Here is a 24,199-nt window from a genome sequence, read left to right as displayed (position 1 = left end):
TAAATCTGTTCAGGTTTTTCTTATATGTCCACTTAGTACGGACACTATAGCGGTTTTGTCCTTTTGGGGTACCGTACCCCAAAAATTACTTCGTTTCTTTGCCGAGGACGCGGTTAACGCGTTTTGTGAGCATTTTCATGCCGTCTCCGCCAGCTTGGAAGTGGCGAAGCTTGCCTTCAGCGTCAAATACGTAGTACGCAGGTACGTACTGGTTTTCAAAAGCATCTGTTAAAGTGTGTTCGTTGTCTACAAAAATTGGCTGTGTGATGTCGTGCTCTAGCGCTGTTGCTTTTACTGCTTCGATGTCCAAATCGCTTTCGGAGCGAGGCATATGAACGGCTACAACATTCAGTTCATCTTTATAATCATCGCGGAACTGGTTGATGTTCGGCATCGCTTCTTTGCACAGTCCGCAGCTGACAGACCAAAAATGAATAAGTGTCGGTTTATCTCCAACTAAATCGCTTTTTGTAACTTCTCCATTAATCCATTCCGCAGCGCCTTTAAATTCAGGCATTTCGTCGCGTAAACGCATGATATCCACTCCTGTTAATAATAATTATTATCTAATCAATAGTATAAATCAAAGTTGAGAAAAATGAAAATGGTATGCTTTTAGCTGGCCTTCCTACCCTTATGCTCTGAAATCGCTGTACTTTTATTCATTACAATCGCAATAAAAAGAAAGAACAGCATACTGCAGATAGGCAACGCAAATGCTTGTTTGCCCAGCCAGCTGATAGAAATACCCCCGATTACAGGGCCAGCCATGCTGCCTAGAGAAAAGGTGATGCCTGCAAGAATATTGCCTACAGGAAGCAGATGCTTAGGCAGTATATCGCTCATATACGCGATCCCCAGCGAGAATAGGGATCCAACAAACATTCCAGCTGCTACGAAAAGTGCCAAGTAAAGCCACAAATGCTCTTGAGCATAATTTGTAAGCAGAAATGAAATAAAACCTCCTGCAAGACAGATCAGCAGGATTGGTTTTCTGCCGTATTTGTCACTCATCGTCCCAAGCGGAAGCTGGAAAACAAGGCTGCCGATTACGAATGAAGGCAGCAAGATAGCCACCCAGTCAAGAGAAAGGCCGCTTCTTAGCGCGAATACAGGAAATGTGCCGTGAAGGGTTGCTTCTAAAAAGCCATAGCCAAATGGCGGAAGCAGAGCCGGCCATGCCATTTTCAAAACTTTGCTGTATCTTTCTTTCGCAGAAAATGCTGCTTCCCGAGAGCCTGCAAGCTCAGGATAGTCGTTGCTGATCGTATTCATCACCAAGAAGGATATTAAACAAAGCAAACCAGCCGCTATGAACGGAAGGTCTTCATTGTATTCAAGAAGTTTTGTCATAAGTGGCCCGATGCCAAAGCCTGATCCAAAAGCGATGCCATAGAGCGAAATATTCCGTCCGCGGTTTTTTTCTGGGCTGTTTGATGTAATCCATGTCTGAGTGGAAAAGTGCAGCATATGGTCGCCTATGCCTATAACAAGCCGGAGTATGAACCAGAACCAAAACACCTTCCAGACGGGAAACAGCAGGAAAGAGGATGCTACTGCCACCAGACCTATAAGGATTAGCGGCTTATATCCGAATTTCCGCAGCGGTTTTTCAATAAAAGGGGAAGCCAATAGTATTCCCGCATACAATGCAGTCGCGTTGAGGCCGTTCATCGCGGAAGACGTCCCTTTTGTTTCAAGCAGGACCGCAATAATAGGCAGAAGCATGCCCTGAGCGAAACCTGAAATAAATACGATGCTAATCAATACAGAGAACTTATATTTTGATAAAATCATGTCAGACTCCTCAGATGTAAACAATATATTCACTGCTATTGTACACGGATTATGCAGGAGAAAGAAATGTTAGGAGATGATTTGATGGAATTTACCATGAAGGAAAATGGGTTTACAACTAAAGTGGAATATGGAGAACTGCATATTTCGGGAAATGAAGATTTCGGATACCGCCCTTACCAGCTGCTTGTTTCCTCTGTTGCAGTCTGCAGCGGCGGAGTATTGCGCCAGGTTCTCAGCAAGATGCGCATATCATATGACGACATAAAAATTAAAGCAGAAGTCACACGAAACGAAAAGGAAGCAAACCGTGTCGAGCATATTCATTTGCATTTTACTGTAAAAAGCAGCGTGCTTACAGAAGAAAAGCTGGCAAAGGCTTTGGCTGTTACAGAAAAGAATTGCTCGATGGTGCAATCTGTTAAAGGAAGCATCAAGATAACGGAAAGCTTCGAACTTATCGGGTGAAACCAATATTATCCTCCTGTTCTGCGGGATAAATTTTATCTAGCAGAAAAAAATAAATACAAGAAAGGAGGATAATGATGAAGAAAATTATCATTTTAGTCATGATAACGTTACTATTGATACCGGGACACGCGCTTGCCGCTGAAAAAGCTAAGAAAGAGCAAAAAATTGAGGCAAAGCAAGAAACGGGATTTAAAGTTCCCAGCTCAGTCGTGAATATCTCGAAAGAAAATACTTATCCGAACTCCGCACAGGACATACCTTATCTTGAGCCAAGTAAAATGGCAAAAGATATGCTGAAAACATCAAACGTACGAATCACGAATCCAGAACTGATCCGCTTGCTGAATGAATCGAGCATAAATGCTTCGAAAATTGCCTTTTGGTACAAAGCCCGAATCTTTTTAGGACAATATCCTTTATCCTATCAATCCACTGAAACAACAGTGAACTGGGAACACCAGCAGGCGAACTTGAACAGACTCGATAACCGGGGAGGCAAGACAAATGCTACTCTAACGTTTAATCAGGCAGCACATAAAAGGATTTCTGGCGGATTGACTGCTCATATTCCGAATGAAGAAGCTGTCCAAAAGATGATGATCATAGCAGCTGCTGAAAAAACAAAGCTTCCGCTTGCTTTCCAGACAAATATCGGTGCAGCGACAAAGAAGAATTTTCCTTATAGCATTGCCCCAAAACAAGTAGGATTGCTGTACAGCTACGTGCCGGCAGTAAACGAACGCGGCAGGGTAGCTTATGGTGAAGTTTACATCGTCTTAAAAGGCGGAAAGCGAAAAATTGAAGTACAGAACGTAACGCAGCAAGGTATTGGAGCCTGGATCCCTGTTCAGGACCACCTATCCTTCAGGTTTAATACAGAGCGGTAATACAGCAAAAAGGATGAACCCCTGTTATGTGGGGTTCATCCTTTTGTTACTTTACTTGGCAGTCGCCGATCCACTGTTCGCTCCACTCTTGAATGGAGCTGATTACTGTTTTTAAGGATTGGCCTTTTTCTGTCAGTTCATATTCAATCCGCACCGGTGTTTCAGGATAGACGTGTCTGACGACAATGCCCACTGTTTCGAGCTCTTTCATACGTTCAGTCAGCATTCTGTCGCTCATTTCCGGAATCTGCTTCTTTATGTCCTTGAACCGTTTTGCGCCGCCTAATAAAACACGGATGATCAATCCTGTCCATTTTTTCCCTATAATATCAATTGTCACTTCATACTTGGGACACATTGTATTGTAGTCCATCATGCATCACCTCATGCTTGTTGGAGTTCGACTCCATAGCTATTATTACCTATAATTCTAAACGCAAGACTTACTTTTGTAAAGTGTACAGCCTTATTTGATGTTAGATGACAATACAGAAAAGTCACGCTTATTATAGTACATGTCCTTAACAAGCAGGTTCGGTCCGAGACATTTGACTGCTGGACAGTGGCAGTTAAGGGAACCCGCTGTTTGAGTGCTCAGCCAGTTTTGAAAGGCTGCAGGCAAGGATGTATCCTTAATGTTTCCAAGAGCTGGGGTATCGCCAAAGTCAGTGACGATGATCTGCCCGTCGAAAATATTAATGTTCAAGCGGGAGCGCCCGTCTGGGTCATTTCTGACTGTCACATTTTTGGCGCTGTATAGTCGTTTTAACAGAGCAAGGTCTTCATCATTTTCAGAACATGGGTAAAAAGGCAGGGTGCCGAAAAGCATCCATGTATCCTCGTCTCGGATATCAAGAAGCGTTTGTATCGCTTTGCGGGTGTCTTCGAGCGAGAGCACACCAAGAGCGCTAGCGAAATCGCTAGGGTACATAGGGTGAATTTCATGGCGCTGGCAGCCCATTTCGAGAACGTGTTTATGTATCTTCTCTAAATGAGGAAGAGTTCGGCTGTTCAGCATCGTCTCTGCAGAAACAATCACACCGCGTGACGTCAATGCGCGGGCGTTTTCAACCATCCGGTCAAAATAATTCGTCCGCTGTTCAAATGTAGGCTTACGTTCCATAACAGCGAATCCTGTTTCAGCGAATTCGTCCTCAGTACCCCAATTGTGTGAAATGTGCAGCACATCAAGGTAAGGAACGATTTTCTCATATCGCGCTAAATCAAGCGTCAGGTTAGAATTGATCTGTGTTCTCGCTCCGCGTTCATGGGCATACTTAATGAGTGGAACCACATACTGATCGACAGATTTCATCGACAGCATCGGTTCACCGCCAGTGATACTGAACGACCGCAGATGGGGCACTTCGTCAAGGCGGCTGATTAGAAGCTCGAGCGGCAGTGCATCAGGATCCTTTGTCTGCAGTGTATATCCGACTGCACAGTGAGCACACCTCATATTGCAAAGATTTGTTGTAGTAACTTCTATATTGGATAAAGTCAGCCGGCCATGTTCCTCGATATCCATATAAGCTTCCCAAGGATCATAAGTCGGTGAAATCTTCTGTAACACATTCATGATTTGACTCCTTTGTTCGTACAGCTATTAATAAATCAATGCTTATCATACCGCAAAACCTTTAAAATCAAAAGATTGGGTTGGCAAAAGCCTTTCCCATTGTTACAGTATACATGACAGGAAAGGAGAGGTGTTCGTGGGCAACTCTATCGATGATAAGACTACACAAAAGCAATATATAAAAAATCGAATGGATCTTCTTCTCCAGACGCTTGATTCTATAGATGCTGAAACAGCAGGCGTGGAAGAAATCGACCGCATCATCAGCATGCTTGATGATCTTGAGGAAAAATGCAAACAGTTCCGGTATAACTGGGAAAGTTAATACAATCCGCTGTCCTTCATTTTGAGGGCGGCGGATTTTTGTTTTTTGCTTTATCTATATATCCTGTAATGAAAGAAATCGAAGAAGCTGTTGATTTCCGTTTCAGGTGCACGCTTTCCGCGGGGTGAGCGGTGAGCCCTTCCGTCGCACGCGCCATTGGAAGGTCTCACCTTCTCACTCATCCCGCTGGAGTCGGCACCTTCCACTCCAATCAACTTAATCAAGGAAGTTACTGTGAGGAGTACAAGCGCTCAAATTCTGCGAACCGAGCAAATTTCAGGCAGTTAGATTAGAAAGAACTGTTTTCAAAATCAACTGATGATAAAACCATTTTTTTAATGACAGTTTGCTTGTTATACATGGGGCTGCTGTGCGCTTCTTTAAAGCCTCTATGTCATATAGAAGAATGAACAAAGTATTATGAAGTGTGATGTCTTTCGTTAAATGTTATTTTTCTTTATAATGGCAGTATATTGAATGTTGATATCGCTTTCAACGTATAAAAGGGGATATGTAAAATGCAGAACTTCCAGGAGAGCATGTATAAGTTGATTGTGGAAACTTCCACAAAGCTTCCTAAGGATGTCCGCCGCGCGATTCAGGCGGCAAAGCTGAAGGAGAATGCGGGTACGAGAGCGGCTATGTCGCTTGAAACGATAGCGGGAAACATCTTGAAAGCTGACGAGAATGTATCGCCGATCTGCCAGGATACAGGACTTCCTACTTTTAAAATTAAAGTGCCGGTGGGAGCAAACCAGATCGAAATGAAAAAGGCGATCCGGCAGGCGATCGCTGATTCAACGAGAGACACGAAGCTGCGACCGAATTCAGTGGATTCCATAACAGGTGAAAATAGCGGAGATAACCTTGGTGACGGGACACCAGTTATCAAGTTTGAACAGTGGGAAGAAGACTATATTGACGCACGCCTTATTTTAAAAGGCGGAGGCTGCGAAAATAAAAACATCCAATACAGCCTGCCGGCAGAATTAGAAGGTCTTGGACGTGCTGGACGTGATCTTGACGGCATCCGCAAATGCATCATGCACTCAGTTTATCAAGCACAAGGACAGGGCTGCAGTGCAGGGTTTATCGGTGTTGGGATCGGCGGGGACCGCACATCTGGCTATGAGCTTGCAAAAGAGATGCTGTTCCGTTCAGTAGATGATGTAAACCCGAACGAGAACCTTCGCAAGCTGGAAGAGTATGTGATGGAAAACGCCAACAAGCTAGGCATCGGGACTATGGGCTTTGGCGGCGAAACGACATTGCTTGGCTGTAAAGTAGGCGTGATCAATCGTATTCCGGCAAGCTTTTTCGTATCTGTTGCGTATAACTGCTGGGCTTATCGCCGCCTTGGTGTGAAAATTAACCCTCAGACAGGTGAAATCACAGAATGGCTTTATCAAGAAGGCGAGGATACAGATTTCTCTAAAGGAGCGGAAGAGGCAGCGGCTACTGTTGAAGCATCAGCAGAAAACAACGTAGTCACGCTGCAAGCGCCGATCACAGAAGAACAGGTGCGTGCCTTAAAGGTCGGTGATGTAGTAACCATTAACGGCATGATGCACACTGGCCGTGATGCTATTCATAAGCACTTGATGGACAACGATGCACCGATTGACTTGAACGGACAGATCATTTATCACTGCGGACCTGTTATGGCGAAAGACGGGGAAGGAAACTGGGTTGTGAAAGCGGCTGGACCGACAACAAGCATCCGTGAAGAACCGTATCAGGGCGATATTATGAAGAAATTTGGTATCCGTGCTGTTATCGGTAAAGGCGGAATGGGTCCAAAAACATTGAAAGCACTCCAGGAGCACGGCGGTGTATACTTGAACGCGATTGGCGGAGCTGCACAGTATTATGCAGAGTGTATGGAAAAAGTTGAAGGTGTTGACCTAATGGAGTTTGGCGTGCCAGAAGCGATGTGGCACATCCGTGTTAACGGATTTACGGCTGTCGTTACAATGGATGCACACGGCAACAGTCTTCATGAAGATGTAGACAAGTCCTCACTTGAAAAACTTGCTCAATTTAAAGATCCAGTTTTCAAATAAGACCAAATAACCGGCTGAGGCCGGTTTTTTTTTTGTTTCAGCTGTTAAAAAGTAACAAGCATTAACTTCCTCCTTTTTTCAAACGCTATGAGAAAAGGAGGAAAGTGATACTCATGAAAAATAAAGCGATATGGGCAGTAATTATAATAATCGGTGTACTTTTCCTTCCTCAGAAAGCTTTTGCCTTATCAAACGAGCGCCATGAATGGTATTTCGAAAAGAGAGGCGGCGAACAGCCGCCTGTGACTGATAAGAAATTTTATTCCCTGCTGAACAAATACGGCACGGTTTTTATTGGTGATACGTCCAAAAAAGAGATCTATCTTACATTTGATAACGGCTACGAAAATGGATTTACTGATAACGTCCTGAATGTACTTAAATCGAAAAAAGTACCGGCTGCTTTTTTTGTTACAGGCCAATTCATGAAAACACATCCTGAGCTAGTGAAACGGATGGCAGAAGAAGGGCATATTGTCGGCAACCACACATATCATCACCCTGAAATGACGTCGGTGAGTGATGAACGCATTAAGACCGAACTGCAGAAAGTGAAAAGCCGGTATAAAGAGATTACGGGAAAATCTCACATGATCTACGTAAGGCCGCCAAAAGGTGTGTTTTCAGAACGGACAATATCAATCGCTAAGGATGAAGGGTATACACACGTTTTCTGGTCACTGGCATTTCCAGATTGGGATACAAACAGGCAGCGTGGCTGGCAATATTCTTATAATCAAATCATGAAGCAGATTCACCCTGGTTCCATATTGCTCCTTCATACGGTTTCCAAAGACAACAGTGATGCTCTTGGTAAAGTAATCGACGATTTAAAAAAACGCGGCTATACTTTCAAAAGTCTTGATGATTTGAAAGCTGCCCAGCTGACACCGGCTATTTTTATTGCACCTTAAGTGTTCCTTTAGCAACGGGAGCACTTTTTTGTTTGATGATGCCCTTTTTTCGACTACAATAGGGAAAGCACATATTAAAGAGTACGGAAGAAGTGAAGAAAATGGCGAATCAAAAGCCTTCTTTTAATAATAAAAATAAAAGCACTATCAACCCTGTTCTTCATGAAGGACAGACGATCCCTTTAACCATTAAAAGGCTTGGTATCAACGGAGAGGGAGTAGGTTTTTTCAAAAAGACAGTCGTCTTTGTTCCAGGAGCATTGCCAGGAGAAGAGATTACTGCGGAAATTACAAAGGTGTTCCCGAACCGTGCAGAAGCAAAAGTGAAAAAGCTGCGAAAGCCATCAAAAGACCGGGTCACACCGCCTTGCCCGATATATGAGGAGTGCGGCGGGTGCCAGCTGCAGCATTTATCATATCCGGCACAGCTGCGGGAAAAGCAAGATATTGTTCGGCAGGCATTTGAGCGGTACACCAAGATTCCTGCATCCCGTCTGCCTTTAAAAGACACGCTTGGAATGGCGCACCCATGGGATTACCGTAATAAGAGCAGTTTTCAGGCTGGAAGAAAAGATGGACGAATCATTGCTGGACTTTACAGCAGTAATTCTCATGAACTGATTGATATTGATGACTGCCTTGTTCAGCATCCGGATACTACAAAAGTTACGAATGAAGTTAAGCGAATCCTAAAAGACTTGAATATTCCAATACACCCTGATAAAGCGAAGCGTGCTGCCGTTAGGACGATCGTTGTCAGAACTTCTTTTGAGACAGAAGGGCTGCAGTTAACGCTTGTAACATCTGGTGAAAACCTGCCTAAAAAAGATTTGTTTTTATCAGAAATGAAAAAACGGCTTCCGATGGTCACTTCAATTGTCCAAAACGTGAACGACAAAAAAACGTCTCTTATCTTTGGGGAAAAAACGATTCATTTAGGCGGCAGCGAGACCATAGCTGAAAAACTTGGCGATCTTTCCTTTGAACTTTCTGCACGCGCATTTTTTCAGCTTAATCCGAAACAGACGGTTGTTTTATATGACGAAGTAAAAAAACAAGCAAAGCTTACAGGTTCAGAAAAAATAGTGGATGCTTATTGCGGATCTGGAACGATCGGTTTATGGCTTGCACCTTTTGCAAAAGAAGTGCGAGGTATGGACGTTATTGAAGAGTCAATAGCAAACGCGAGAGAAAATGCAGCTAAACATGGGTTTAAACATACGGTTTATGAAACTGGAAAAGCAGAGAAATGGCTGCCGAAGTGGCTAAAAGAAGGGTGGAAACCGGACGTCGTTGTGGTAGACCCTCCAAGGACAGGCTGTGATGAGTCATTCCTGCAAACCGTTCTTAAAATTAAGCCAAAGCGTATGGTCTATGTTTCATGCAACCCATCCACGCTTGCGAAAGATGTCCACATGTTGATGAGTGGCGGATTTGAAGTAGAGGAGATAACGCCTGTGGATATGTTCCCGCAGACAGCACATATTGAAACAGTTTGTACTCTTATTTGGAAAGGATAATATCTTTTTCATTGAAATATTCTGACATATACACACTATCCACATGGTTATCCACAGTGTAATTTGTTGAATCGTGTCATTTTCGTAATGTTTTTGTAAAGTTTAAGATTCCGTTCGAAAACTATTCACAATATACACAGCCTGTTGATAACTTTATCAACAGGCTTTAATTTCTTATTTCAATAAAATAGACCCGCTCAATATGAGCGGGTCTATTTTGGCATTAACGGCGCGCTTTTTTCTGGCGGCTGTCTGCTGCCTGCGCTCTTGCTTGTGCTTCGAGATCATCTTGATCAGCTAATTCTCTGGAGTATTCGACGTCTACGCCAAGAGATGAGTTAGCTTGTGAAGCACGAGCTTGAGCATTTTGTTGGGACTTTCGATTACGTTTTTCCACACGCAAGCCTCCTTAAAAGCATTTGTAATGGTGAACGTGAATCTTAAGTCTTAACTAGAGGGGATGTCCCTCTAACTATATAATGTGCAGAAAATCGACAGCTTACACAGGAATTTTTTGTTAGCGTTTTGGCTGTTTTTCAGCCGCTTTCGCCTGTTTAATCTCTGAAGCGTAAGTCACTTCCTGAGTTTTGGACAACCCGTCTTGACGTTCAGTTGCTTTACGTCGGTCGCTTTTCATTTTAACGAAGTCCTCCTTCTTTTAAGATGACTTTAGTTTGTCCTACAAAGGTTCATGAAGTGCTAAGAGAATGATGGAAAGTTGAGGTTGATTTGTTAAACTCGAGTATTTACAAATTACGCATTAAGATACAATTTTCTTTGACAGCTTCATGAGAAATGCTTCGGATTTAGGTTCAATAGCTGGCTAGCACATTTTTCACATTCACTTGATCATCCTGAATCCATCATTGACAAAGTTGATCGGAGTGTAAGGTGCCGACTCCTGCGGGACGAGCGGGAAGCTGAGACCCTTTAGGGCGCGTAGCGGCAAAGGGGCTCACCTGTCCAGCAGAAAACGGCTAGCCCCTCGAGGTCAAAAGGGCAAGTGTCCAATAAGTCAAAGATCGACTTACCGGCCCCTTTCCCTTTTGCTTGTCGGGGCTGAACGAGCCGTTTCTGCTTTTCGCCACGCCCCGCGGAAAGCGTGCGCCTGAAACGGAGATCAACCTCTTCACTGAGTTCTTTTGATAAAACAAAAAAAGTGCGGATTATCCGCACTTTTTTATCTGTCATGCTTCTTTCAGCTGCTCTTCAACCGCACAGATAAGAGGCTGGGCCTGCTGCTGGTGCTGAAGACGAAGCTGATGCATGATATAGTTGTCTTTTTCAATTTGATAAAGGTTGTAAATATCTTCTTCTTTATTCAGCTGATCGTAAATATCTTTTCGCACTTCATTAGCAAGAGTAACGTAAGGAATCTTTTCAGCCGCTTTTTGAGAGCGAAGATTAGATTTTCGGATGCGCATAAAGATGGTGTGGATGTCCTTTTCATAAAACAGCTCAGAAAAAAATTCTTCTTTAGCCGGATTATTATATCCTTTGCCAAAGTATGGCTTTCCGATCCAGGTGCCAAGGAAGCCGTAGCCGTCCTGGACATCAAACAGGTTAATGGTGCCGATTGGGTTTTGCCATTCATCGAGAATGGTTCTAGAAATCAATGTTCCCTGATCTTCTTCCTCTATCGTCTGTTTCGTCAAAAACATGAATTCTTCGATGGAATTCGCTTTTTGGCGTACAAAAGGGAAGACTTCAGGGTGCACCATTAAATTGAAAAGAACATGACTGTCGTGTAAATCACGCTTTTTTAACAATTTAATCCCTCCCGGAGGGCAGAAAAATCCCCACCCTCGAATTAAGAATAAAAATTAATTCGGGGTGGGAATCGAACCCACTAGGACCAGCCTAAAGCTGGTGGCGCACCAATTGCCTTCCCATGCAAGTGTATTTAATTAATAACTCCTTCTGTATCATAAAACATTTTTATGAAAAAGCAAATAGTTTTTTATGTAGATTTTTTGTAAATTATTTCTCCATTTATGAAGGTCATGACGGGTTTTGACGAAAAATGAAAAGGATGGTCGTTCCATATCGAAAAATCCGCATCTTTGCCTATTTCAATACTGCCAATACGGTCCGCTACACCAAGGTTTTTAGCAGGATTTATAGTAATGGCTTCAAGGGCTTTTACTTCATCCAGGCCTTCTCGGACAGCAAGAGCCGCACACACATTAAGGTACTGAATCGGAGTGTATGGATGGTCTGTTGTTATGGAAATCTCAACATTATTCTCAGATAGTATCCTGCATGTTTCCCACGTTTTGTTTTTCAACTCGATTTTTGATTTTCTCGTAATCGTAGGACCTACACTTACCTGGAGGTTAAGGGGGGCAAGCACTTCAGCCACAAGGTGTCCTTCGGTACAATGCTCGATGCGGAAGTCGAGGTTGAACTCTTCAGCAAAACGGACGGCAGATAAAATATCGTCTGCTCTATGAGCATGTATACGGACAGGAATTTCCCTCCTCAAAGCAGAAACGATCGGTGCAACACGCAGATCGTTCTGACTAGGGTGGCTCCTAGCCTGATAAAACGCTTCACGGAGCATACCCATGATTCCCATCCTTGTTATCGAATTGTTGCTAGAGCCGGAGTGGATTCTTTTTGGATTCTCCCCAAGTGCAATTTTCAAGCCTGCTGTTTCTTTAATAAGCATTTTGCGAATATCCATGCCATGTGTCTTTATGACAGAGGTCGTTCCGCCAATGACATTCGCGCTTCCTGGCATAATATGAGCCGTCGTGATGCCATATTTCACCGCGTCTCGAAACGCGGAATCAAGCGGATGGCAGCCATCGATGGCACGGATGTGCGGGGTAAGGACTTCAAAGGTCTCGTTTGCGTCGTTTCCGGCCCAGCCTGTACCCTCATCATATAAGCCAAGATGGGTATGTACATCGATCAGTCCAGGCAGAAGATGCAATCCTTTACAGTCAATGACTGTCATATCATCGGAAGGTTCAATACTTGCAGAAACGCCGGCAATTTTGCCATCTTGTATTAACACGTCGCCGAATTCCATTATGGCTGATGTAATGGGGTATACTTTTGCACCTTTGAGCAATGTTTTCATATTTATCACCTGCTATACATTCTCTAGTTTTTATTGAAGTAAATCACGCAATGCTTCTGGAAGCCTTTGATAGGTGAAAGAGAAACCGTGATCGATTGCTTGTTCAGGAATAACGTGCTGTCCTTTCAAGACAAGCATGCTCATCTCGCCTAGCAGCAGTTTCAAAGCAATTGCTGGAGCGGGAAGCCAGTGAGGTTTGTTCAATACACGAGCTGTTTCTTTACCGAATTCATCCATTGTCACAGGATGAGGGGAGGTCGCGTTAACCGGACCTTCAATATCATTGTTCTCTATGACAAATTTTAGCAGCCTTGCCACATCCTCAACATGTATCCACGAGAGCCACTGATTACCGGAACCCACTCGGCCTCCTGCGTAATAATAATAAGGCGCCGTCATTTGCTTAAGAGCGCCTCCGTCCCTGCCCAGCACTACCCCAAAACGCGTAATAACTAGGCGTATGCCTAACTGCGCTGCTTTTGTAGCTTCTCCTTCCCACAATGCTGTCACATGGGCGAGAAAATCTTCGTCTCTGCCAGGAGACCTTTCTGTAAACGAATCAGTCTGAGAAGTGCCATAAAAACCGACTGCTGATGCGTTCACCCATACCTCAGGCTTTAGCCTCATTTTTTCTGCAAGTGATATTAGTTCTTTTGTTACTGTCATACGGCTTTCAAGGATTGCCTTTTTTTTGCCTTTTGTCCATCTGCCATTGATAGATTCCCCAGCTAGGTTCACGACTGCATGAATATCCGGAAGCTGTTTTTCGGGGGCTGCATCAGCATTTAGCCAATTTACGAATGTAATGCTATCACTTCCGCGTTTTTTATCGGCAGAACGAGTCAGAATATAAACATGCCAGCCGTCTTTGACCAGTATTTCAGTCAAGTGGCGGCCGATGAACCCAGTGCCTCCAGTGATTAATAAGTTTTTCATAAGAGCTCCTTTGTTATGGATAGTTATGCACAAAAATATTTATTTTAATATTAAGAATATTTGCTATAATCGTCTTAGCTATTATTATACCAAACAAAAAGTGGGGGTGCCGTTTTGGAACTGCAAAGAAAAACACAAGCAAAAAAGTCCAATCCTTTTTTGAAAGCGTTATTATGGATTGGAATCGCACTTGCAGGGGGGATCGCATTATCAGTAATTGCTCTGCAGCGTGATGAGAAAATCAGCGCGATCTGGTTCATCGTTGCATCACTTTGTACATATGCAGTGGCGTACAGATTTTATGCACGCTTTATAGCAGACAAAATCTTTAAACTGAATAAAGAAAACGCGACACCTGCTGAACGATATGCTGATGGAAAGGATTATGTGCCGACTAACAAATGGGTGCTGTACGGGCACCATTTCGCAGCCATCGCAGGAGCAGGTCCCCTTGTTGGACCAACGCTTGCAGCACAGATGGGGTATTTGCCAGGAACACTCTGGCTGATTGTTGGTGCTGTACTTGCAGGTGCGGTACAGGATTATGTTATCCTTCTTATCTCCATGCGCCGTAAAGGTAAATCAATCGGGCAGATTGCAAAGGAAGAGATCGGCCCTGTTGGCGGATACCTGGCTCTAGTCGGTGTGTTCGCGATTATGATCATTCTTATTGCCGTTCTTGCTGTTGTAGTGGTTAACGCTCTAAAATCAAGCCCTTGGGGTACATATACGATTGCGATGACTATTCCTATCGCTCTTTTCATGGGCTTTTATATGCGCTATCTGCGGCCAGGAAGGGTAGGGGAAGCATCGATAATCGGTTTTGCACTTCTATTATTCGCTCTTATCAGCGGCCAATGGGTGGCTGATTCAGCTACACTTGCACCTTATTTCACTTATGAAGGCAAAACTCTGGCATACTTGCTGATCGGATACGGATTTTTAGCATCTGTTCTGCCTGTATGGATGCTGCTTGCTCCGCGTGACTATCTAAGCACGTTCTTAAAAGTCGGGGTAATCGGTATGCTTGCCCTTGGAATCTTAATCGTAATGCCTGAAATACAAATGCCTGCTGTAACAAAGTTTATTGACGGGACAGGCCCTGTATTTGCGGGTAATTTATTCCCGTTCTTGTTTATTACAATCGCATGCGGTGCCGTATCCGGGTTCCACTCTCTTATATCTTCCGGAACGTCGCCAAAGCTAATCGCAAAAGAAACACACGCACCTATGGTCGGTTATGGCGGAATGCTCACAGAATCGTTCGTTGCAATCATGGCGATGGTTGCTGCAACACTTCTTACACCAGGACTTTATTTTGCTATCAACTCTCCGCCCGCTGCAGTCGGAGTGGACACAGCTGCTGCGGCACAAACCATATCGGATTGGGGCTTTGCGATTACAGCGGCTGAAATCGATGAGCTGGCTAAGAATGTTGATGAAGAATCGATCCTGTCACGTACAGGTGGAGCGCCTTCACTAGCTGTCGGTATGGCACAGATCTTCTCTCAAGTGATAGGCGGGAAAAGCTTAATGGCGTTCTGGTACCATTTTGCTATTCTCTTTGAAGCCGTCTTTATCTTAACGACGATTGATGCCGGAACGAGGGTAGGGCGATTTATGCTGCAAGATCTGCTCGGACATATTTATAAACCTCTCGGAAGAACCGACTCAACTTGGGCGGTTTATGTAACAAGCGGACTCGTCGTTGCTGGATGGGGCTACTTCCTTGTTGTCGGTGTAACCGATCCGCTAGGAGGTATCAACACTTTGTGGCCGCTCTTCGGAATCGTAAACCAGATGCTCGCCGCTATCGCCCTGATCGTTGCGACTACGGTTATTATTAAGATGGGGAAAGCGAAATATGCGTGGGTTACAGGTGTCCCGCTTACATGGCTTATGATCGTAACCTTTTATGCTGGATGGGAAAAAATCTTCTCAAACGTTCCAGCTGTAGGATTCCTTGAAAAAGCATCTCAGGTTAAAGCCCAAATGGCTGCTAACGAACTGCCGCCTGCGATACCGAATATGGAAGCAGCTTCACAGATCGTCTTTAACAATCAGCTCAACGCGGTGCTTACTGGATTGTTCATGCTTTTGATCACAGGAGTTCTCATTGATGCTGCCCGTATCTGGTATAAAGTGCTTGGACAAAAGAAAAACATACCGACATATGAAGAGCCTTTTGTTCAGACAAAGCTTGGTGAAGTTTAAATGAGCATTGCATTTTACATGAAGACCGTTTTAAAAAACATAGGCAACGTGTTTAAAGGAGTATCCAACCTCCCGAATTACGAAGCATATGTCACACACCTGAAGCTCCATCATCCTGAAAAGACACTGCCGACCGAAAAAGAATTCTTCGAGAAATATCTGGCGGACAAATACGGCCCATCCGCCACACGATGTTGATAACCCATAAAAGTGCAGGTTGCACTTCACACCAAAAAACCCCGCTGATGCGGGGTTTTTTTGGTTAGATTTGATTCTTGGCTTTGGTTTGGCTTAGGCAAATTAAGGTCTTCGATGCCTACCTGGGGTCCGGTACCGAGATTATGACCTTCGGTATAATAGTAAACCGTTATCGGTACCGGACCCCACTGCGGGACGCGGGGAAGCAAATGATGGTGTTGGTTTTTTTGCGTGGTTTAGGCTTATCATTTTTTTTGGTTGGGTTTTGGTTATTTCGCGTTGTTTAGGCATGCCACTTATTTGTGCTAAAATTAATTTATGAAAAGAGGTGGGAAAATGGCGGTTGTAACGCGGATTTCCGCTCAGAAGAAAAGCAAGGAACGTTACAATGTTTTTATAGATAGAGGAGCAGGAGAGGAATTTGCTTTCAGTGTGCATGAAGATGTGCTTATCTCCAACAGTCTAAAAAAAGGGATGGAGATCAGTGAGAGCGAGTGGGAAGAGATTCTTTCGCTCGATGAGCTGAAAAGAGCGTACAGCCGGGCTCTTCATTACCTCTCGTTTCGTATGCGGTCTGCTCATGAGATCTTTCAGTATCTCGTTAAGGCGGAGATTAATGAAGAAGTGGCCACGAAGGTTATTGCACAGCTGAAAGAGCAGAAATACGTGAATGACAGAGAGTTTGCCGGGATGCTCGTCCGGACGAGAATGAACACGACATCGAAGGGTCCTGGTGCAGTGAAGCAGGAGCTTATCACTAAAGGTGTCGGTGAGAGTGATATGCAGCATGCTCTCGCTGAATTCACGCATGAACGGCAGCTTGAAACGTGTACGAAGCTTGCCGAAAAAGTGCTCTCACAAAAAAAGAACATCTCACTGAATGAAAAAAAGCAAAAGCTCAAGATGCAGCTTTTGCAAAAAGGGTTTTCTTCAGATGTTATAGATCAAGCCATCTCTGCAGCATCAGCTTCAGCAAAGCCTGATGAAAACGAAGAGATGGAGGCACTTAAAAAACAGGCGGAAAAAGCACATCGAAAATACAGCAAGTATGAAGGCTATGAGTATGAAATGAGAATGAAACGGGCGCTTTTTTCTAAAGGGTTTTCGGCACATATGATCGATCAAGTGCTGCGTGAAAACCATTAGCGGTCGATAAAGATTTCATTTATCTTTCCATCGTCTTGCTGAACAATCATTTCGGCCACTTTTTCTGGACTCTTCAATCGGCTATGATCTTTAATATGTGTAGAGTTATCCCAAAAGGGTGTGTCCATGCCCCCCATATAAACGGCGACAGCGCGGAGCTGTGATTTCTCCCATTCTTTTGCAAGGCTCTCAGTAAAGCCTTTAACAGCGAACTTACTTGCACAGTATACCGACTCATTCACTTTTCCGCGTAACCCGGCGGTAGATATGATATTCATGACTGTACCGCGGCCTTGTGCTTGAAAGTGGGGAAGAGCAGCCATCACAGGGAATATGGTGCCTTTTACGTTAGTGTCGATCATTGTGTGGATATCATTTTCCGAGAGAGACTCTAACGGGCCAAAAACACCTGTGCCAGCGTTGTTGATAAGCATATGTACACTGCTGCTTGCAGTGAAAATAGCATTCATGACCATCTCTACCTGGTTCATATCGGTTACATCGCAGACAGCTGTTTCCGCCGTTCCGCCAGTTTGTTCAATAAAAGAAGCAGCTTCTGATAATTTTGATTGGTCTCTTCCAAGAAGGTAGACGGTATATGTTGAAGCATATTGCTTTGCAAGCTCTTTACCGAGGCCTGAACCGCCGCCTGTTATGATAACTGATGAGGGCATAATTTATCACTCCTGATTTTAAAAATATAGATATATCGTATAGAAAAGAAAGGTCGGAAACAATGGAAAAACGATTCAGTGAAATGACAGAGCATGAACTTCAGATGGAAATAGCGGCTTTGAGAGCAAAAGCACAAAAAGCAGAGCAGATGGGCATGGTAAGCGAATTTGCTGTTTACGATAGAAAAATTTCGCTCGCCAAAAGCTATCTTGTAGATCTAGAGCAATTTGAAAGCGGGAATACGTATGAACTCGAAGGCGACCCAGGTTCCACGTTCAAGCTCGTTTATATGAACGGAGTTTTTGCATGGGGCTACAAAAACGGCCAGCAGGAACTTGAGGCATATCCAGCTTCTATGCTCATCACAACATAAATAGGGAAGCGGCTGCGCTTCCCTATTCCTCACTATGAACGCTTACGTGTTTGAACTTCAAGCACATAGTTATTCAGTGCTTGCTGGGTTTCCCCGTTAACTTGATTATACGCGTGCTTTGAATTAGCCCGTGGGGAGTGAAATGGGTCGGAATAATTAGCGTTAAACAGGTTTGGCTGAAAGAACTGTTTCTTGTTCATTCGTGACACCCCCAGTATAAAATTCATAACCGTAAGAGTTACTGATCGTCCCGGTGCTGGTTGGACAAGAACATCCGCTCCTGAGGATGGTCGCGGATACTGCCGTCCGGGCGCTTGGAAGTGAATTCTTCCTTTGCCCGTGCTTCACCAGAGACGGAGATCCGATTTGGGAAGTTCTTTGACTTGTTTCTCATATAAAAGCCCTCCTTAAAATCGGTTCTGTTCTAGTATGAACCCTTGGAAAGCCTTTATGTGACGGAAAAAACCTTAAATAATGGGACAGGAGGGAGAAAAATGGAAGAGCGTTTTGACAAATTATCCGAGGTGCTTTTAAACATAAACAGAAGCCTTACGAAAGAAGAAGCACGAACATGGGTAGAAGGGCTTTGGGAGGATTTTGAATCGTCCAGAGCACGTGCAGGGTATGAATATTCCGGAAAAGAGGCAACTGAGGCGATGGTTCTTTCTTGGATAAAATCGTATGGACCGAGGCTGCACGAATACAGCAGCGACAACCCTAAATTTAAGCGTTATAAAAAAGACTGATCCGGAAATTCTGGATCAGTCTACTCGTTTTTAACAATATCTAAAGGTGAGTAATCAAGCTTCTTGCGCAGCCGGTCTTCACTGTATACCCAGCCTGTATAAGAAGTGATCACGTTCAGTTCTTCATCGAGCTGTGCGAGTGCTACGAATGGGTAATGTCCTTTGCTTCTGTAACGGAGATCAATATATCTAATTTCATGGCCGTATTCATTTTTCTCGATTTCCCAGCGGTAAACCGGTGAGAAGGAAAGGAAGGCGGCTAGATTTTTATCTTTATTTGCCGCAGCAATCATCGTATTCTCCGGAACCGGTTCGCGGTCGAATACGTCCCAGACAGTCAGCTCACCGCCCTGCAGACCCGCAACGATAAATTGTTTGGGTGTCTTGATGGCAAGGTGGTATTGACCGTATCTAATTGCGGGTGAAGCAATGATCTCCACAGCCTCTGGAATCTTTCTGCGAATTAAGGCATCAGCCTTTTTGCGTGCAATTATCCTCCATATATAATAAAAAACCAGGATCGCATAAATCGCTGCAAAAGTTTTGCCAGGGTCGCTCCCGCCGTACCAGAGCATAATTCCAAGCAGGTGAATGAAGAAAATAAACGGATCAAATATGCTGATCACCCCAAGGGCAACCCATTTTTTCGAAACTGGGTACAATGCTTGAGTACCATATGCGTTGAAAATATCCACGAAAACATGCAAAATAACAGCAATAGCAGTCCAAAGCAGGAGTTTCATGCCGTCAGCTCCTGGAACAAAAAGGTGGATGATTCCTGCCAAGAGCAAAGGCCATATCACTAAGGCGGGGAGTGAATGAGTGATTCCCCGGTGATTTCTTATATAAACAGCATTGTTTTTTAATTTTAAAACCGTATCGAAGTCTGGGGCTTGAGAGCCGATTAGCGTACCAGCAATCACAGCCTGTGATGTGATTGGGTCAGCAGCAATCGCTGGATCGATCATCGCCAGACCGCCAAGTCCGATCCCCATGACAATATGAGTTCCTGTATCCATAAATAACCGCACCTCCTTACCTTATAAATGGAGTGATACTATGAATGACGAAATTACAGTCTTTATGGAGTATAAAATAAAAGCAGAGTTTGATGAACAGTATAAAACGCTTATGAACAGCATTTCAAGCAAGCTTAATGCAGGTGGTGCTGCCGATGTTCATTGGTATAAAGCGGCTGACCAAGACAGCCTTTATGTTGAGTTTTTTAAGGTGGAAACCTATAGCATGTATTTATCTTTAAAAGAAGCAAGGCTTCAAAAAGATGTGCCAGTTTATTCAAAGCTTCACGAGATGATCGACGGCGGTGCAGCCAAGCTGCATTGCTGGGCGTTTATTAAACAAAACTTGGAGGGAAAAGATTGAACGAGCCAGACACATACACTACTGATTTCCCCATACAATCGTTTCAAGACGCCTTGTTAAACTGGTACCGGGAAAATCACCGGAAACTGCCGTGGCGGGAAAACAGCGATCCCTACCGAGTGTGGGTATCGGAAATTATGCTCCAGCAGACTCGGGTCGATACCGTTATTCCCTACTTCAATAACTTCATGGAAAAGTTTCCTGAGCTCAAAGATCTGGCAGATGCCGAACCTGAGCAGGTTATGAAAGCGTGGGAAGGTTTAGGTTATTATTCCCGAGTTATGAATTTGCAAACCGCTGTTAAAGAGGTGCAGGAAAGATACGGAGGGATCGTTCCAAATACACCAGAGGAAATATCCAACCTCAGAGGTGTCGGGCCCTATACAGCAGGTGCTGTACTGAGCATCGCATATGGCGTTCCTGAGCCTGCGGTGGACGGAAACGTTATGCGAGTCCTTTCAAGGATTTTATTAATTGAAGAAGATATCGCTAAGCCCAAAACAAGAAAGTTATTCGAACAAGCAGTCCGCAGCCTTATTTCGCATGAAGATCCTTCTTCATTTAATCAGGCATTGATGGAACTTGGTGCGATCATATGCACTCCAAGGTCGCCAGCATGCCTTATATGTCCCGTACAGCAGGAGTGCCGGGCATTCGCAGAAGGCAGACAGCAGGAACTTCCAATTAAGACGAAAAAAACAAAGGTAAAGCTAGCCAAGATGTCTGCAGTTATTGCTTATGATCAGCAAGGCAGGATGCTCATTCATAAACGTTCTTCTACAGGGCTGCTCGCAAGTTTATGGGAATTTCCTAATATAGAAACAGGGTTGTTAAACGATTCAGCTGGGAGTGAAGAGCTGCAGTCTTATGTTTATGAACAAACGGGTGTGGAAATATCGTTTAAAGGAAAAATCGGATATATTGAACATGTTTTTTCTCATCTGAAATGGGAGATCGATGTTTGGGAAGCCGTGATTACGGCTGAACCGGATGAGCTTTCGAAAGACTGGAAGGCAGTGCCACTGACAGAAGCTGAAAAATTAGCATTTCCGGTCTCGCACCAGAAAATGATCAAGCTCGCAAAGGAGGCAATCTTACTGTGAATTTGCATTTAGACGGAAAAAAGGTACTTGTAACAGGCGGTTCTAAAGGGATTGGACTTGCTATCGCTAAGGCGTTTAAAGAGGAAGGTGCTTTAGTCGGAATCGTTGGAAGAGACGGTGATTTACTCAAACAAGTAGCAGATGCTCAAGGCTTTACTCCGTTTCAAGGTGATGTTACAGAAAAAGAAGACAGAGAGAGAATTTTTTCAGGTTTTCTTAAGCAGTTCGGGACGATTGATGTTCTAGTTAACAATGCAGGAGGGAGCAACGGCAGCAGCGTTATGGAAACAAACATCAGTACGTTTGAGCAGGCCATGCATCTGAACTATATTTCAGCCGTTCACCTTAGTCAGTTAGCCGGCGCTGTGATGAAAGAGCGTGGTGAAGGATCAATTGTACAAATTTCATCTATCTTCGGACGAGAATCAGGAGGGAAGCCAACGTATAACGCGAGCAAAGCCGCTCTCATCTCCTTCACTAAATCATTCGCAGATGAAATGATCAGCCACGGAGTGCGTGTTAACGGTATAGCACCAGGATCTATTCTCCATGAAACAGGAAACTGGAAAAAGAGAATGGAACAAGATCCTGAGAAAATCGCAGCGTTCGTTGAGCAGAATATCCCAGCTGGCCGTTTTGGCACCGTTGAGGAAGTCGCTGATGCCGTTGTGTTCATCGCATCAAAACGCGCATCATGGATATCTGGAGCAACGCTCAATGTTGACGGAGGACAATCATACAGCTTTTAAGAACGGATACCGGCATCTCGCGATAGCCGGTTTTTTTATGCACTGAATGGATTTGGGATTTGGGGTACGGTACGTTTCCAGTTTTTCTTGAGTAATAAAGTTGCTCACAGCAATGAGTACCGTACCCCAAAAGTTAAATGATCAGTCATACTGCTGTTCAGTTCCGTGCTGCCAATCAGCTTCGCTGCGCTGCAATCCGCCGCGTGCTTCTATTTCTTTAATGATTTCACGGTGGATAGAGGTACCTTCTTCGTTCAAATAAGGTGCCATCTGCTGAAGGGAATGATGGAAAAATGCCAGCTCGCTGTCTTTCCAATCCTTCTTTGCCGTCATACTCAGTTCTGTCATGTCTCTTCCAATGTACATAATTCTCTCCTCGCTTTCGTCGTTATTTTTTGTTGTTCAGCACTTTTTATTCCCGATCTTCAGGAGGACAAATCCTTCTTTATTTCCATTGTTGAAAGCCTTTAAACATACCAAATTCTGTTTCGAAAAAGAGTTATTTTCGTTACATATTTGAGTTTAAAGCGGGTTAAATTAATTTGCGTGGAGGTGAAAAAACATGGACAAAAAACAACAACAAAACCAACAGCAACAACAAAAAGCTCAGCAACAGCGTCAACAGAACGCTCAAGCTGGTCAAGCTGGTCAGTATGGCACTGAATTTGCTGCTGAGACTAACGCTCAAGAAGTTCGTCAGCAAAATCAACAGTCTGCTCAACGCAAAAACCAACAGTAACCTCTGCAAGCAAAAGCGCTCCCTAACACAAGGGGGCGCTTTTCTGCGTGAACTTATAAAAGTGGGGTACGGTACCGTTAATGAAGAAATAATGACAGTAAAGGGAATTTCTTTATGAGTACCGTACCCCAGACACCCCATACAAATGGCCGCAAAAAACTAATTGATCCTCTGGTACACCTCTACATAACATGCATTCCGTTTGGGCTTTTACATTGTTGGGAAAACTATTCTGGAGATGAACGCAAAAAAAAGGCGCTTTTCTTTTGCCTGTATAGGGACACTATCATTTCCAAACTATTCTTAAAACGATATAATAAAGAAGAGACTATAGGTTTTTAAAAAGCAGTTCTATCGCTAAGGTATAGCGGAGCCGGAGATTGAAGCTAACGGAGAGCTTCGATACTCACCAAAAACCAAACAACTTTTCAGGCAATGAACGCTGGGTAGACACAAAAAGTACGAGGGAATGAAGAAGAAGCTGGTGAATTACCAAAAAGAAAAAAACGAAAGAGAAGGAGCGGACAAGTAAATAGGGTAACCCATTGGCTTCCGGAACTCGGGCAGAAAGGAGCGGCATATGAGTTTTCCTGCAACCGGAAGTATTATTAACATTCAAAGCTATAAGCATAATGGCTATCTCCACCGTACTTGGGGAGATACGGCCATTTTAAAGGGAAGCTCTCAGATTATTGTAGCCGGCAATGACCGGATCATCGTAACAGAGTCTGACGGCAGACAGTGGAGAACACGCGAACCAGCGATCTGCTATTTCAGTTCGAAGCTTTGGTTCAATGTCATAGGCATGCTAAGGGAAGATGGTATTTATTACTACTGCAATCTCGGCTCACCATTCATGTGGGATAACGAGGCCCTGAAGTATATCGACTATGATTTGGACGTAAAGGTTTTTCCTGATGGTACTTATATTCTCTTGGATGAAGATGAATATAAGCTGCATCATAGAATGATGAAATATCCGCCGGAACTTGATGCGATTTTAAAAAAGAATCTGAATGAGCTGCTGTCCATGATTACCCAGAAGAAAGGCCCGTTTGAGCCTGGTTTTGTGGAAGAATGGTATGAGCGGTTCCTCGAATTAAGATAATATAATACGAAGAAAACCTGTTGACCCATCAGCAGGTTTTCTGTTTCTTTATGGAAGGATCTTTCTTTTCTAAAAAGGTTGTTGCTTTTAAACGAGTTTGTATTGTAAAGAAAGCTCAACGGAGTTATCCCCCGAGATGTAAATTATTTTCAAGGCTATCTTAAAAGAATGTGTCCATTCTTGTT

At 43.8% G+C, this 24,199-nt stretch carries 30 protein-coding genes; 16 read left to right on the top strand and 14 right to left on the bottom strand.

Going from position 1 to position 24,199, the window contains the following annotated elements; genetic code table 11:
- Window positions 1-85: 85 nt before the first annotated feature.
- A complete protein-coding gene (locus tag CGZ90_RS15775) occupies window positions 86-535 on the bottom strand; it encodes a TlpA family protein disulfide reductase (protein WP_094253484.1) in 450 nt (149 codons plus the stop codon).
- Window positions 536-615: 80 nt separating this feature from the next.
- Window positions 616-1,797, bottom strand: coding sequence for an MFS transporter (locus CGZ90_RS15770; RefSeq protein ID WP_094253483.1), 1,182 nt, complete (start codon window positions 1,795-1,797; stop codon window positions 616-618).
- 84 nt (window positions 1,798-1,881) lie between these two features.
- On the opposite strand from CGZ90_RS15770, the gene CGZ90_RS15765 reads away from it, so the two are divergent.
- The gene (locus CGZ90_RS15765; protein WP_094253819.1) at window positions 1,882-2,265 is read left to right on the top strand and encodes an OsmC family protein; all 384 of its coding nucleotides are present in this window, start codon (window positions 1,882-1,884) and stop codon (window positions 2,263-2,265) included.
- A 77-nt stretch (window positions 2,266-2,342) separates the two neighbouring features.
- On the top strand, window positions 2,343-3,155 hold the full coding sequence (locus tag CGZ90_RS15760; RefSeq protein ID WP_379675199.1) for a YfkD family protein: 813 nt from the start codon (window positions 2,343-2,345) through the stop codon (window positions 3,153-3,155).
- A 46-nt stretch (window positions 3,156-3,201) separates the two neighbouring features.
- On the opposite strand, the gene CGZ90_RS15755 is transcribed toward CGZ90_RS15760, so the two are convergent.
- Together CGZ90_RS15755 and yfkAB are read right to left on the bottom strand one after the other, a co-directional pair.
- Window positions 3,202-3,528: a winged helix-turn-helix transcriptional regulator gene (locus CGZ90_RS15755; RefSeq protein WP_094253481.1), complete on the bottom strand. Its 327-nt coding sequence runs from the start codon at window positions 3,526-3,528 to the stop codon at window positions 3,202-3,204.
- Between the two features lie 93 nt (window positions 3,529-3,621).
- Window positions 3,622-4,734 carry a radical SAM/CxCxxxxC motif protein YfkAB gene (gene yfkAB / locus CGZ90_RS15750; RefSeq protein ID WP_094253480.1) on the bottom strand — a complete coding sequence of 371 codons (1,113 nt, stop codon included), beginning with the start codon at window positions 4,732-4,734 and terminating at the stop codon, window positions 3,622-3,624.
- Between the two features lie 136 nt (window positions 4,735-4,870).
- Here yfkAB and CGZ90_RS15745 point away from each other — a divergent pair, with 136 nt between their 5' ends.
- From CGZ90_RS15745 to rlmD, 4 genes are all read left to right on the top strand, one after another.
- Window positions 4,871-5,059, top strand: a complete 189-nt coding sequence (locus CGZ90_RS15745) for an SE1561 family protein (protein ID WP_094253479.1) — start codon at window positions 4,871-4,873, stop codon at window positions 5,057-5,059.
- A 518-nt stretch (window positions 5,060-5,577) separates the two neighbouring features.
- Window positions 5,578-7,122 carry a fumarate hydratase gene (locus CGZ90_RS15740; protein WP_094253478.1) on the top strand — a complete coding sequence of 515 codons (1,545 nt, stop codon included), beginning with the start codon at window positions 5,578-5,580 and terminating at the stop codon, window positions 7,120-7,122.
- A 113-nt stretch (window positions 7,123-7,235) separates the two neighbouring features.
- Window positions 7,236-8,036 (top strand): delta-lactam-biosynthetic de-N-acetylase, encoded by an 801-nt coding sequence (pdaA, locus tag CGZ90_RS15735; protein WP_094253477.1) that lies wholly within the window; start codon window positions 7,236-7,238, stop codon window positions 8,034-8,036.
- A 101-nt stretch (window positions 8,037-8,137) separates the two neighbouring features.
- Window positions 8,138-9,556 (top strand): 23S rRNA (uracil(1939)-C(5))-methyltransferase RlmD, encoded by a 1,419-nt coding sequence (gene rlmD / locus CGZ90_RS15730; protein WP_094253476.1) that lies wholly within the window; start codon window positions 8,138-8,140, stop codon window positions 9,554-9,556.
- 223 nt (window positions 9,557-9,779) lie between these two features.
- Here the strand turns inward: rlmD and CGZ90_RS15725 are convergent, their stop codons facing one another.
- From CGZ90_RS15725 to CGZ90_RS15705, 5 genes are all read right to left on the bottom strand, one after another.
- Window positions 9,780-9,953, bottom strand: coding sequence for a YfhD family protein (locus CGZ90_RS15725; protein WP_379675194.1), 174 nt, complete (start codon window positions 9,951-9,953; stop codon window positions 9,780-9,782).
- Between the two features lie 120 nt (window positions 9,954-10,073).
- Complete coding sequence (locus CGZ90_RS20510; protein ID WP_133063604.1) at window positions 10,074-10,193, bottom strand: YfhE family protein; 120 nt, start codon at window positions 10,191-10,193, stop codon at window positions 10,074-10,076.
- 550 nt (window positions 10,194-10,743) lie between these two features.
- Window positions 10,744-11,325, bottom strand: a complete 582-nt coding sequence (locus CGZ90_RS15715; RefSeq protein WP_094253473.1) for a GNAT family N-acetyltransferase — start codon at window positions 11,323-11,325, stop codon at window positions 10,744-10,746.
- A 191-nt stretch (window positions 11,326-11,516) separates the two neighbouring features.
- Window positions 11,517-12,644, bottom strand: coding sequence for an amidohydrolase (locus tag CGZ90_RS15710; protein WP_094253472.1), 1,128 nt, complete (start codon window positions 12,642-12,644; stop codon window positions 11,517-11,519).
- A 30-nt stretch (window positions 12,645-12,674) separates the two neighbouring features.
- Complete coding sequence (locus CGZ90_RS15705) at window positions 12,675-13,580, bottom strand: TIGR01777 family oxidoreductase (RefSeq protein ID WP_094253471.1); 906 nt, start codon at window positions 13,578-13,580, stop codon at window positions 12,675-12,677.
- 114 nt (window positions 13,581-13,694) lie between these two features.
- On the opposite strand from CGZ90_RS15705, the gene CGZ90_RS15700 reads away from it, so the two are divergent.
- From CGZ90_RS15700 to recX, 3 genes are all read left to right on the top strand, one after another.
- Window positions 13,695-15,794 carry a carbon starvation CstA family protein gene (locus tag CGZ90_RS15700; RefSeq protein WP_379675195.1) on the top strand — a complete coding sequence of 700 codons (2,100 nt, stop codon included), beginning with the start codon at window positions 13,695-13,697 and terminating at the stop codon, window positions 15,792-15,794.
- Window positions 15,795-15,992 (top strand): YbdD/YjiX family protein, encoded by a 198-nt coding sequence (locus CGZ90_RS15695; protein ID WP_094253470.1) that lies wholly within the window; start codon window positions 15,795-15,797, stop codon window positions 15,990-15,992.
- A 336-nt stretch (window positions 15,993-16,328) separates the two neighbouring features.
- Window positions 16,329-17,138 carry a recombination regulator RecX gene (gene recX, locus CGZ90_RS15690; RefSeq protein ID WP_165766881.1) on the top strand — a complete coding sequence of 270 codons (810 nt, stop codon included), beginning with the start codon at window positions 16,329-16,331 and terminating at the stop codon, window positions 17,136-17,138.
- On the opposite strand, the gene CGZ90_RS15685 is transcribed toward recX, so the two are convergent.
- Window positions 17,135-17,812 (bottom strand): SDR family NAD(P)-dependent oxidoreductase, encoded by a 678-nt coding sequence (locus CGZ90_RS15685; RefSeq protein WP_094253468.1) that lies wholly within the window; start codon window positions 17,810-17,812, stop codon window positions 17,135-17,137. The genes recX and CGZ90_RS15685 overlap by 4 nt on opposite strands.
- Before the next feature lie 62 nt (window positions 17,813-17,874).
- Between CGZ90_RS15685 and CGZ90_RS15680 the strand changes: the two genes are divergently transcribed.
- On the top strand, window positions 17,875-18,186 hold the full coding sequence (locus tag CGZ90_RS15680; RefSeq protein ID WP_094253467.1) for a YfhH family protein: 312 nt from the start codon (window positions 17,875-17,877) through the stop codon (window positions 18,184-18,186).
- A 32-nt stretch (window positions 18,187-18,218) separates the two neighbouring features.
- Here the strand turns inward: CGZ90_RS15680 and CGZ90_RS15675 are convergent, their stop codons facing one another.
- Window positions 18,219-18,386 (bottom strand): YpzG family protein, encoded by a 168-nt coding sequence (locus tag CGZ90_RS15675; RefSeq protein ID WP_094253466.1) that lies wholly within the window; start codon window positions 18,384-18,386, stop codon window positions 18,219-18,221.
- Between the two features lie 38 nt (window positions 18,387-18,424).
- A complete protein-coding gene (gene sspK, locus CGZ90_RS15670; RefSeq protein WP_094253465.1) occupies window positions 18,425-18,580 on the bottom strand; it encodes a small, acid-soluble spore protein K in 156 nt (51 codons plus the stop codon).
- Window positions 18,581-18,680: 100 nt separating this feature from the next.
- On the opposite strand from sspK, the gene CGZ90_RS15665 reads away from it, so the two are divergent.
- Window positions 18,681-18,932, top strand: coding sequence for a YfhJ family protein (locus CGZ90_RS15665; protein WP_094253464.1), 252 nt, complete (start codon window positions 18,681-18,683; stop codon window positions 18,930-18,932).
- Window positions 18,933-18,952: 20 nt separating this feature from the next.
- Here the strand turns inward: CGZ90_RS15665 and CGZ90_RS15660 are convergent, their stop codons facing one another.
- Window positions 18,953-19,951, bottom strand: coding sequence for a metal-dependent hydrolase (locus CGZ90_RS15660; protein WP_094253463.1), 999 nt, complete (start codon window positions 19,949-19,951; stop codon window positions 18,953-18,955).
- A 40-nt stretch (window positions 19,952-19,991) separates the two neighbouring features.
- On the opposite strand from CGZ90_RS15660, the gene CGZ90_RS15655 reads away from it, so the two are divergent.
- From CGZ90_RS15655 to CGZ90_RS15645, 3 genes are read left to right on the top strand one after another with little or no spacing between them, the layout of a single operon-like run.
- The gene (locus CGZ90_RS15655; protein ID WP_094253462.1) at window positions 19,992-20,315 is read left to right on the top strand and encodes an MFS transporter; all 324 of its coding nucleotides are present in this window, start codon (window positions 19,992-19,994) and stop codon (window positions 20,313-20,315) included.
- Window positions 20,312-21,418, top strand: coding sequence for an A/G-specific adenine glycosylase (gene mutY / locus CGZ90_RS15650; RefSeq protein WP_094253461.1), 1,107 nt, complete (start codon window positions 20,312-20,314; stop codon window positions 21,416-21,418). Before CGZ90_RS15655 ends, mutY begins: the two co-directional genes overlap by 4 nt.
- Window positions 21,415-22,167 carry an SDR family NAD(P)-dependent oxidoreductase gene (locus CGZ90_RS15645; protein WP_094253460.1) on the top strand — a complete coding sequence of 251 codons (753 nt, stop codon included), beginning with the start codon at window positions 21,415-21,417 and terminating at the stop codon, window positions 22,165-22,167. Before mutY ends, CGZ90_RS15645 begins: the two co-directional genes overlap by 4 nt.
- Before the next feature lie 141 nt (window positions 22,168-22,308).
- Here the strand turns inward: CGZ90_RS15645 and CGZ90_RS15640 are convergent, their stop codons facing one another.
- Window positions 22,309-22,533 (bottom strand): hypothetical protein, encoded by a 225-nt coding sequence (locus CGZ90_RS15640; RefSeq protein ID WP_094253459.1) that lies wholly within the window; start codon window positions 22,531-22,533, stop codon window positions 22,309-22,311.
- A gap of 196 nt (window positions 22,534-22,729) precedes the next feature.
- Between CGZ90_RS15640 and CGZ90_RS15635 the strand changes: the two genes are divergently transcribed.
- The gene (locus CGZ90_RS15635) at window positions 22,730-22,906 is read left to right on the top strand and encodes a gamma-type small acid-soluble spore protein (protein ID WP_094253458.1); all 177 of its coding nucleotides are present in this window, start codon (window positions 22,730-22,732) and stop codon (window positions 22,904-22,906) included.
- Between the two features lie 580 nt (window positions 22,907-23,486).
- A complete protein-coding gene (gene ntdP / locus CGZ90_RS15630; RefSeq protein ID WP_094253457.1) occupies window positions 23,487-24,014 on the top strand; it encodes a nucleoside tri-diphosphate phosphatase in 528 nt (175 codons plus the stop codon).
- Window positions 24,015-24,199: the final 185 nt, after the last annotated feature.

The organism is Fictibacillus aquaticus (assembly GCF_002245695.1).
GTDB classification, from domain to species: Bacteria; Bacillota; Bacilli; order Bacillales; family Fictibacillaceae; genus Fictibacillus; species Fictibacillus aquaticus.
This window is presented reverse-complemented; position numbering and strand designations above follow the sequence as displayed.

Bases quoted from the DNA above. Each gene is read 5' to 3' on its own strand.
- CGZ90_RS15755 (WP_094253481.1), bottom strand. From the start codon at position 3,528: ATGGACTACAATACAATGTGTCCCAAGTATGAAGTGACAATTGATATT.
- CGZ90_RS15655 (WP_094253462.1), top strand. From the start codon at position 19,992: ATGAATGACGAAATTACAGTCTTTATGGAGTATAAAATAAAAGCAGAG.
- CGZ90_RS15740 (WP_094253478.1), top strand. From the start codon at position 5,578: ATGCAGAACTTCCAGGAGAGCATGTATAAGTTGATTGTGGAAACTTCC.
- CGZ90_RS15680 (WP_094253467.1), top strand. From the start codon at position 17,875: ATGGAAAAACGATTCAGTGAAATGACAGAGCATGAACTTCAGATGGAA.
- CGZ90_RS15640 (WP_094253459.1), bottom strand. From the start codon at position 22,533: ATGTACATTGGAAGAGACATGACAGAACTGAGTATGACGGCAAAGAAG.
- CGZ90_RS15710 (WP_094253472.1), bottom strand. From the start codon at position 12,644: ATGAAAACATTGCTCAAAGGTGCAAAAGTATACCCCATTACATCAGCC.
- CGZ90_RS15705 (WP_094253471.1), bottom strand. From the start codon at position 13,580: ATGAAAAACTTATTAATCACTGGAGGCACTGGGTTCATCGGCCGCCAC.
- sspK (WP_094253465.1), bottom strand. From the start codon at position 18,580: ATGAGAAACAAGTCAAAGAACTTCCCAAATCGGATCTCCGTCTCTGGT.
- yfkAB (WP_094253480.1), bottom strand. From the start codon at position 4,734: ATGAATGTGTTACAGAAGATTTCACCGACTTATGATCCTTGGGAAGCT.
- pdaA (WP_094253477.1), top strand. From the start codon at position 7,236: ATGAAAAATAAAGCGATATGGGCAGTAATTATAATAATCGGTGTACTT.
- recX (WP_165766881.1), top strand. From the start codon at position 16,329: ATGGCGGTTGTAACGCGGATTTCCGCTCAGAAGAAAAGCAAGGAACGT.
- ntdP (WP_094253457.1), top strand. From the start codon at position 23,487: ATGAGTTTTCCTGCAACCGGAAGTATTATTAACATTCAAAGCTATAAG.
- CGZ90_RS15665 (WP_094253464.1), top strand. From the start codon at position 18,681: ATGGAAGAGCGTTTTGACAAATTATCCGAGGTGCTTTTAAACATAAAC.
- CGZ90_RS15685 (WP_094253468.1), bottom strand. From the start codon at position 17,812: ATGCCCTCATCAGTTATCATAACAGGCGGCGGTTCAGGCCTCGGTAAA.
- CGZ90_RS15660 (WP_094253463.1), bottom strand. From the start codon at position 19,951: ATGGATACAGGAACTCATATTGTCATGGGGATCGGACTTGGCGGTCTG.
- CGZ90_RS15635 (WP_094253458.1), top strand. From the start codon at position 22,730: ATGGACAAAAAACAACAACAAAACCAACAGCAACAACAAAAAGCTCAG.
- rlmD (WP_094253476.1), top strand. From the start codon at position 8,138: ATGGCGAATCAAAAGCCTTCTTTTAATAATAAAAATAAAAGCACTATC.
- CGZ90_RS15770 (WP_094253483.1), bottom strand. From the start codon at position 1,797: ATGATTTTATCAAAATATAAGTTCTCTGTATTGATTAGCATCGTATTT.
- CGZ90_RS15760 (WP_379675199.1), top strand. From the start codon at position 2,343: ATGAAGAAAATTATCATTTTAGTCATGATAACGTTACTATTGATACCG.
- CGZ90_RS15675 (WP_094253466.1), bottom strand. From the start codon at position 18,386: ATGAACAAGAAACAGTTCTTTCAGCCAAACCTGTTTAACGCTAATTAT.
- CGZ90_RS20510 (WP_133063604.1), bottom strand. From the start codon at position 10,193: ATGAAAAGCGACCGACGTAAAGCAACTGAACGTCAAGACGGGTTGTCC.
- CGZ90_RS15695 (WP_094253470.1), top strand. From the start codon at position 15,795: ATGAGCATTGCATTTTACATGAAGACCGTTTTAAAAAACATAGGCAAC.
- CGZ90_RS15765 (WP_094253819.1), top strand. From the start codon at position 1,882: ATGGAATTTACCATGAAGGAAAATGGGTTTACAACTAAAGTGGAATAT.
- CGZ90_RS15775 (WP_094253484.1), bottom strand. From the start codon at position 535: ATGCGTTTACGCGACGAAATGCCTGAATTTAAAGGCGCTGCGGAATGG.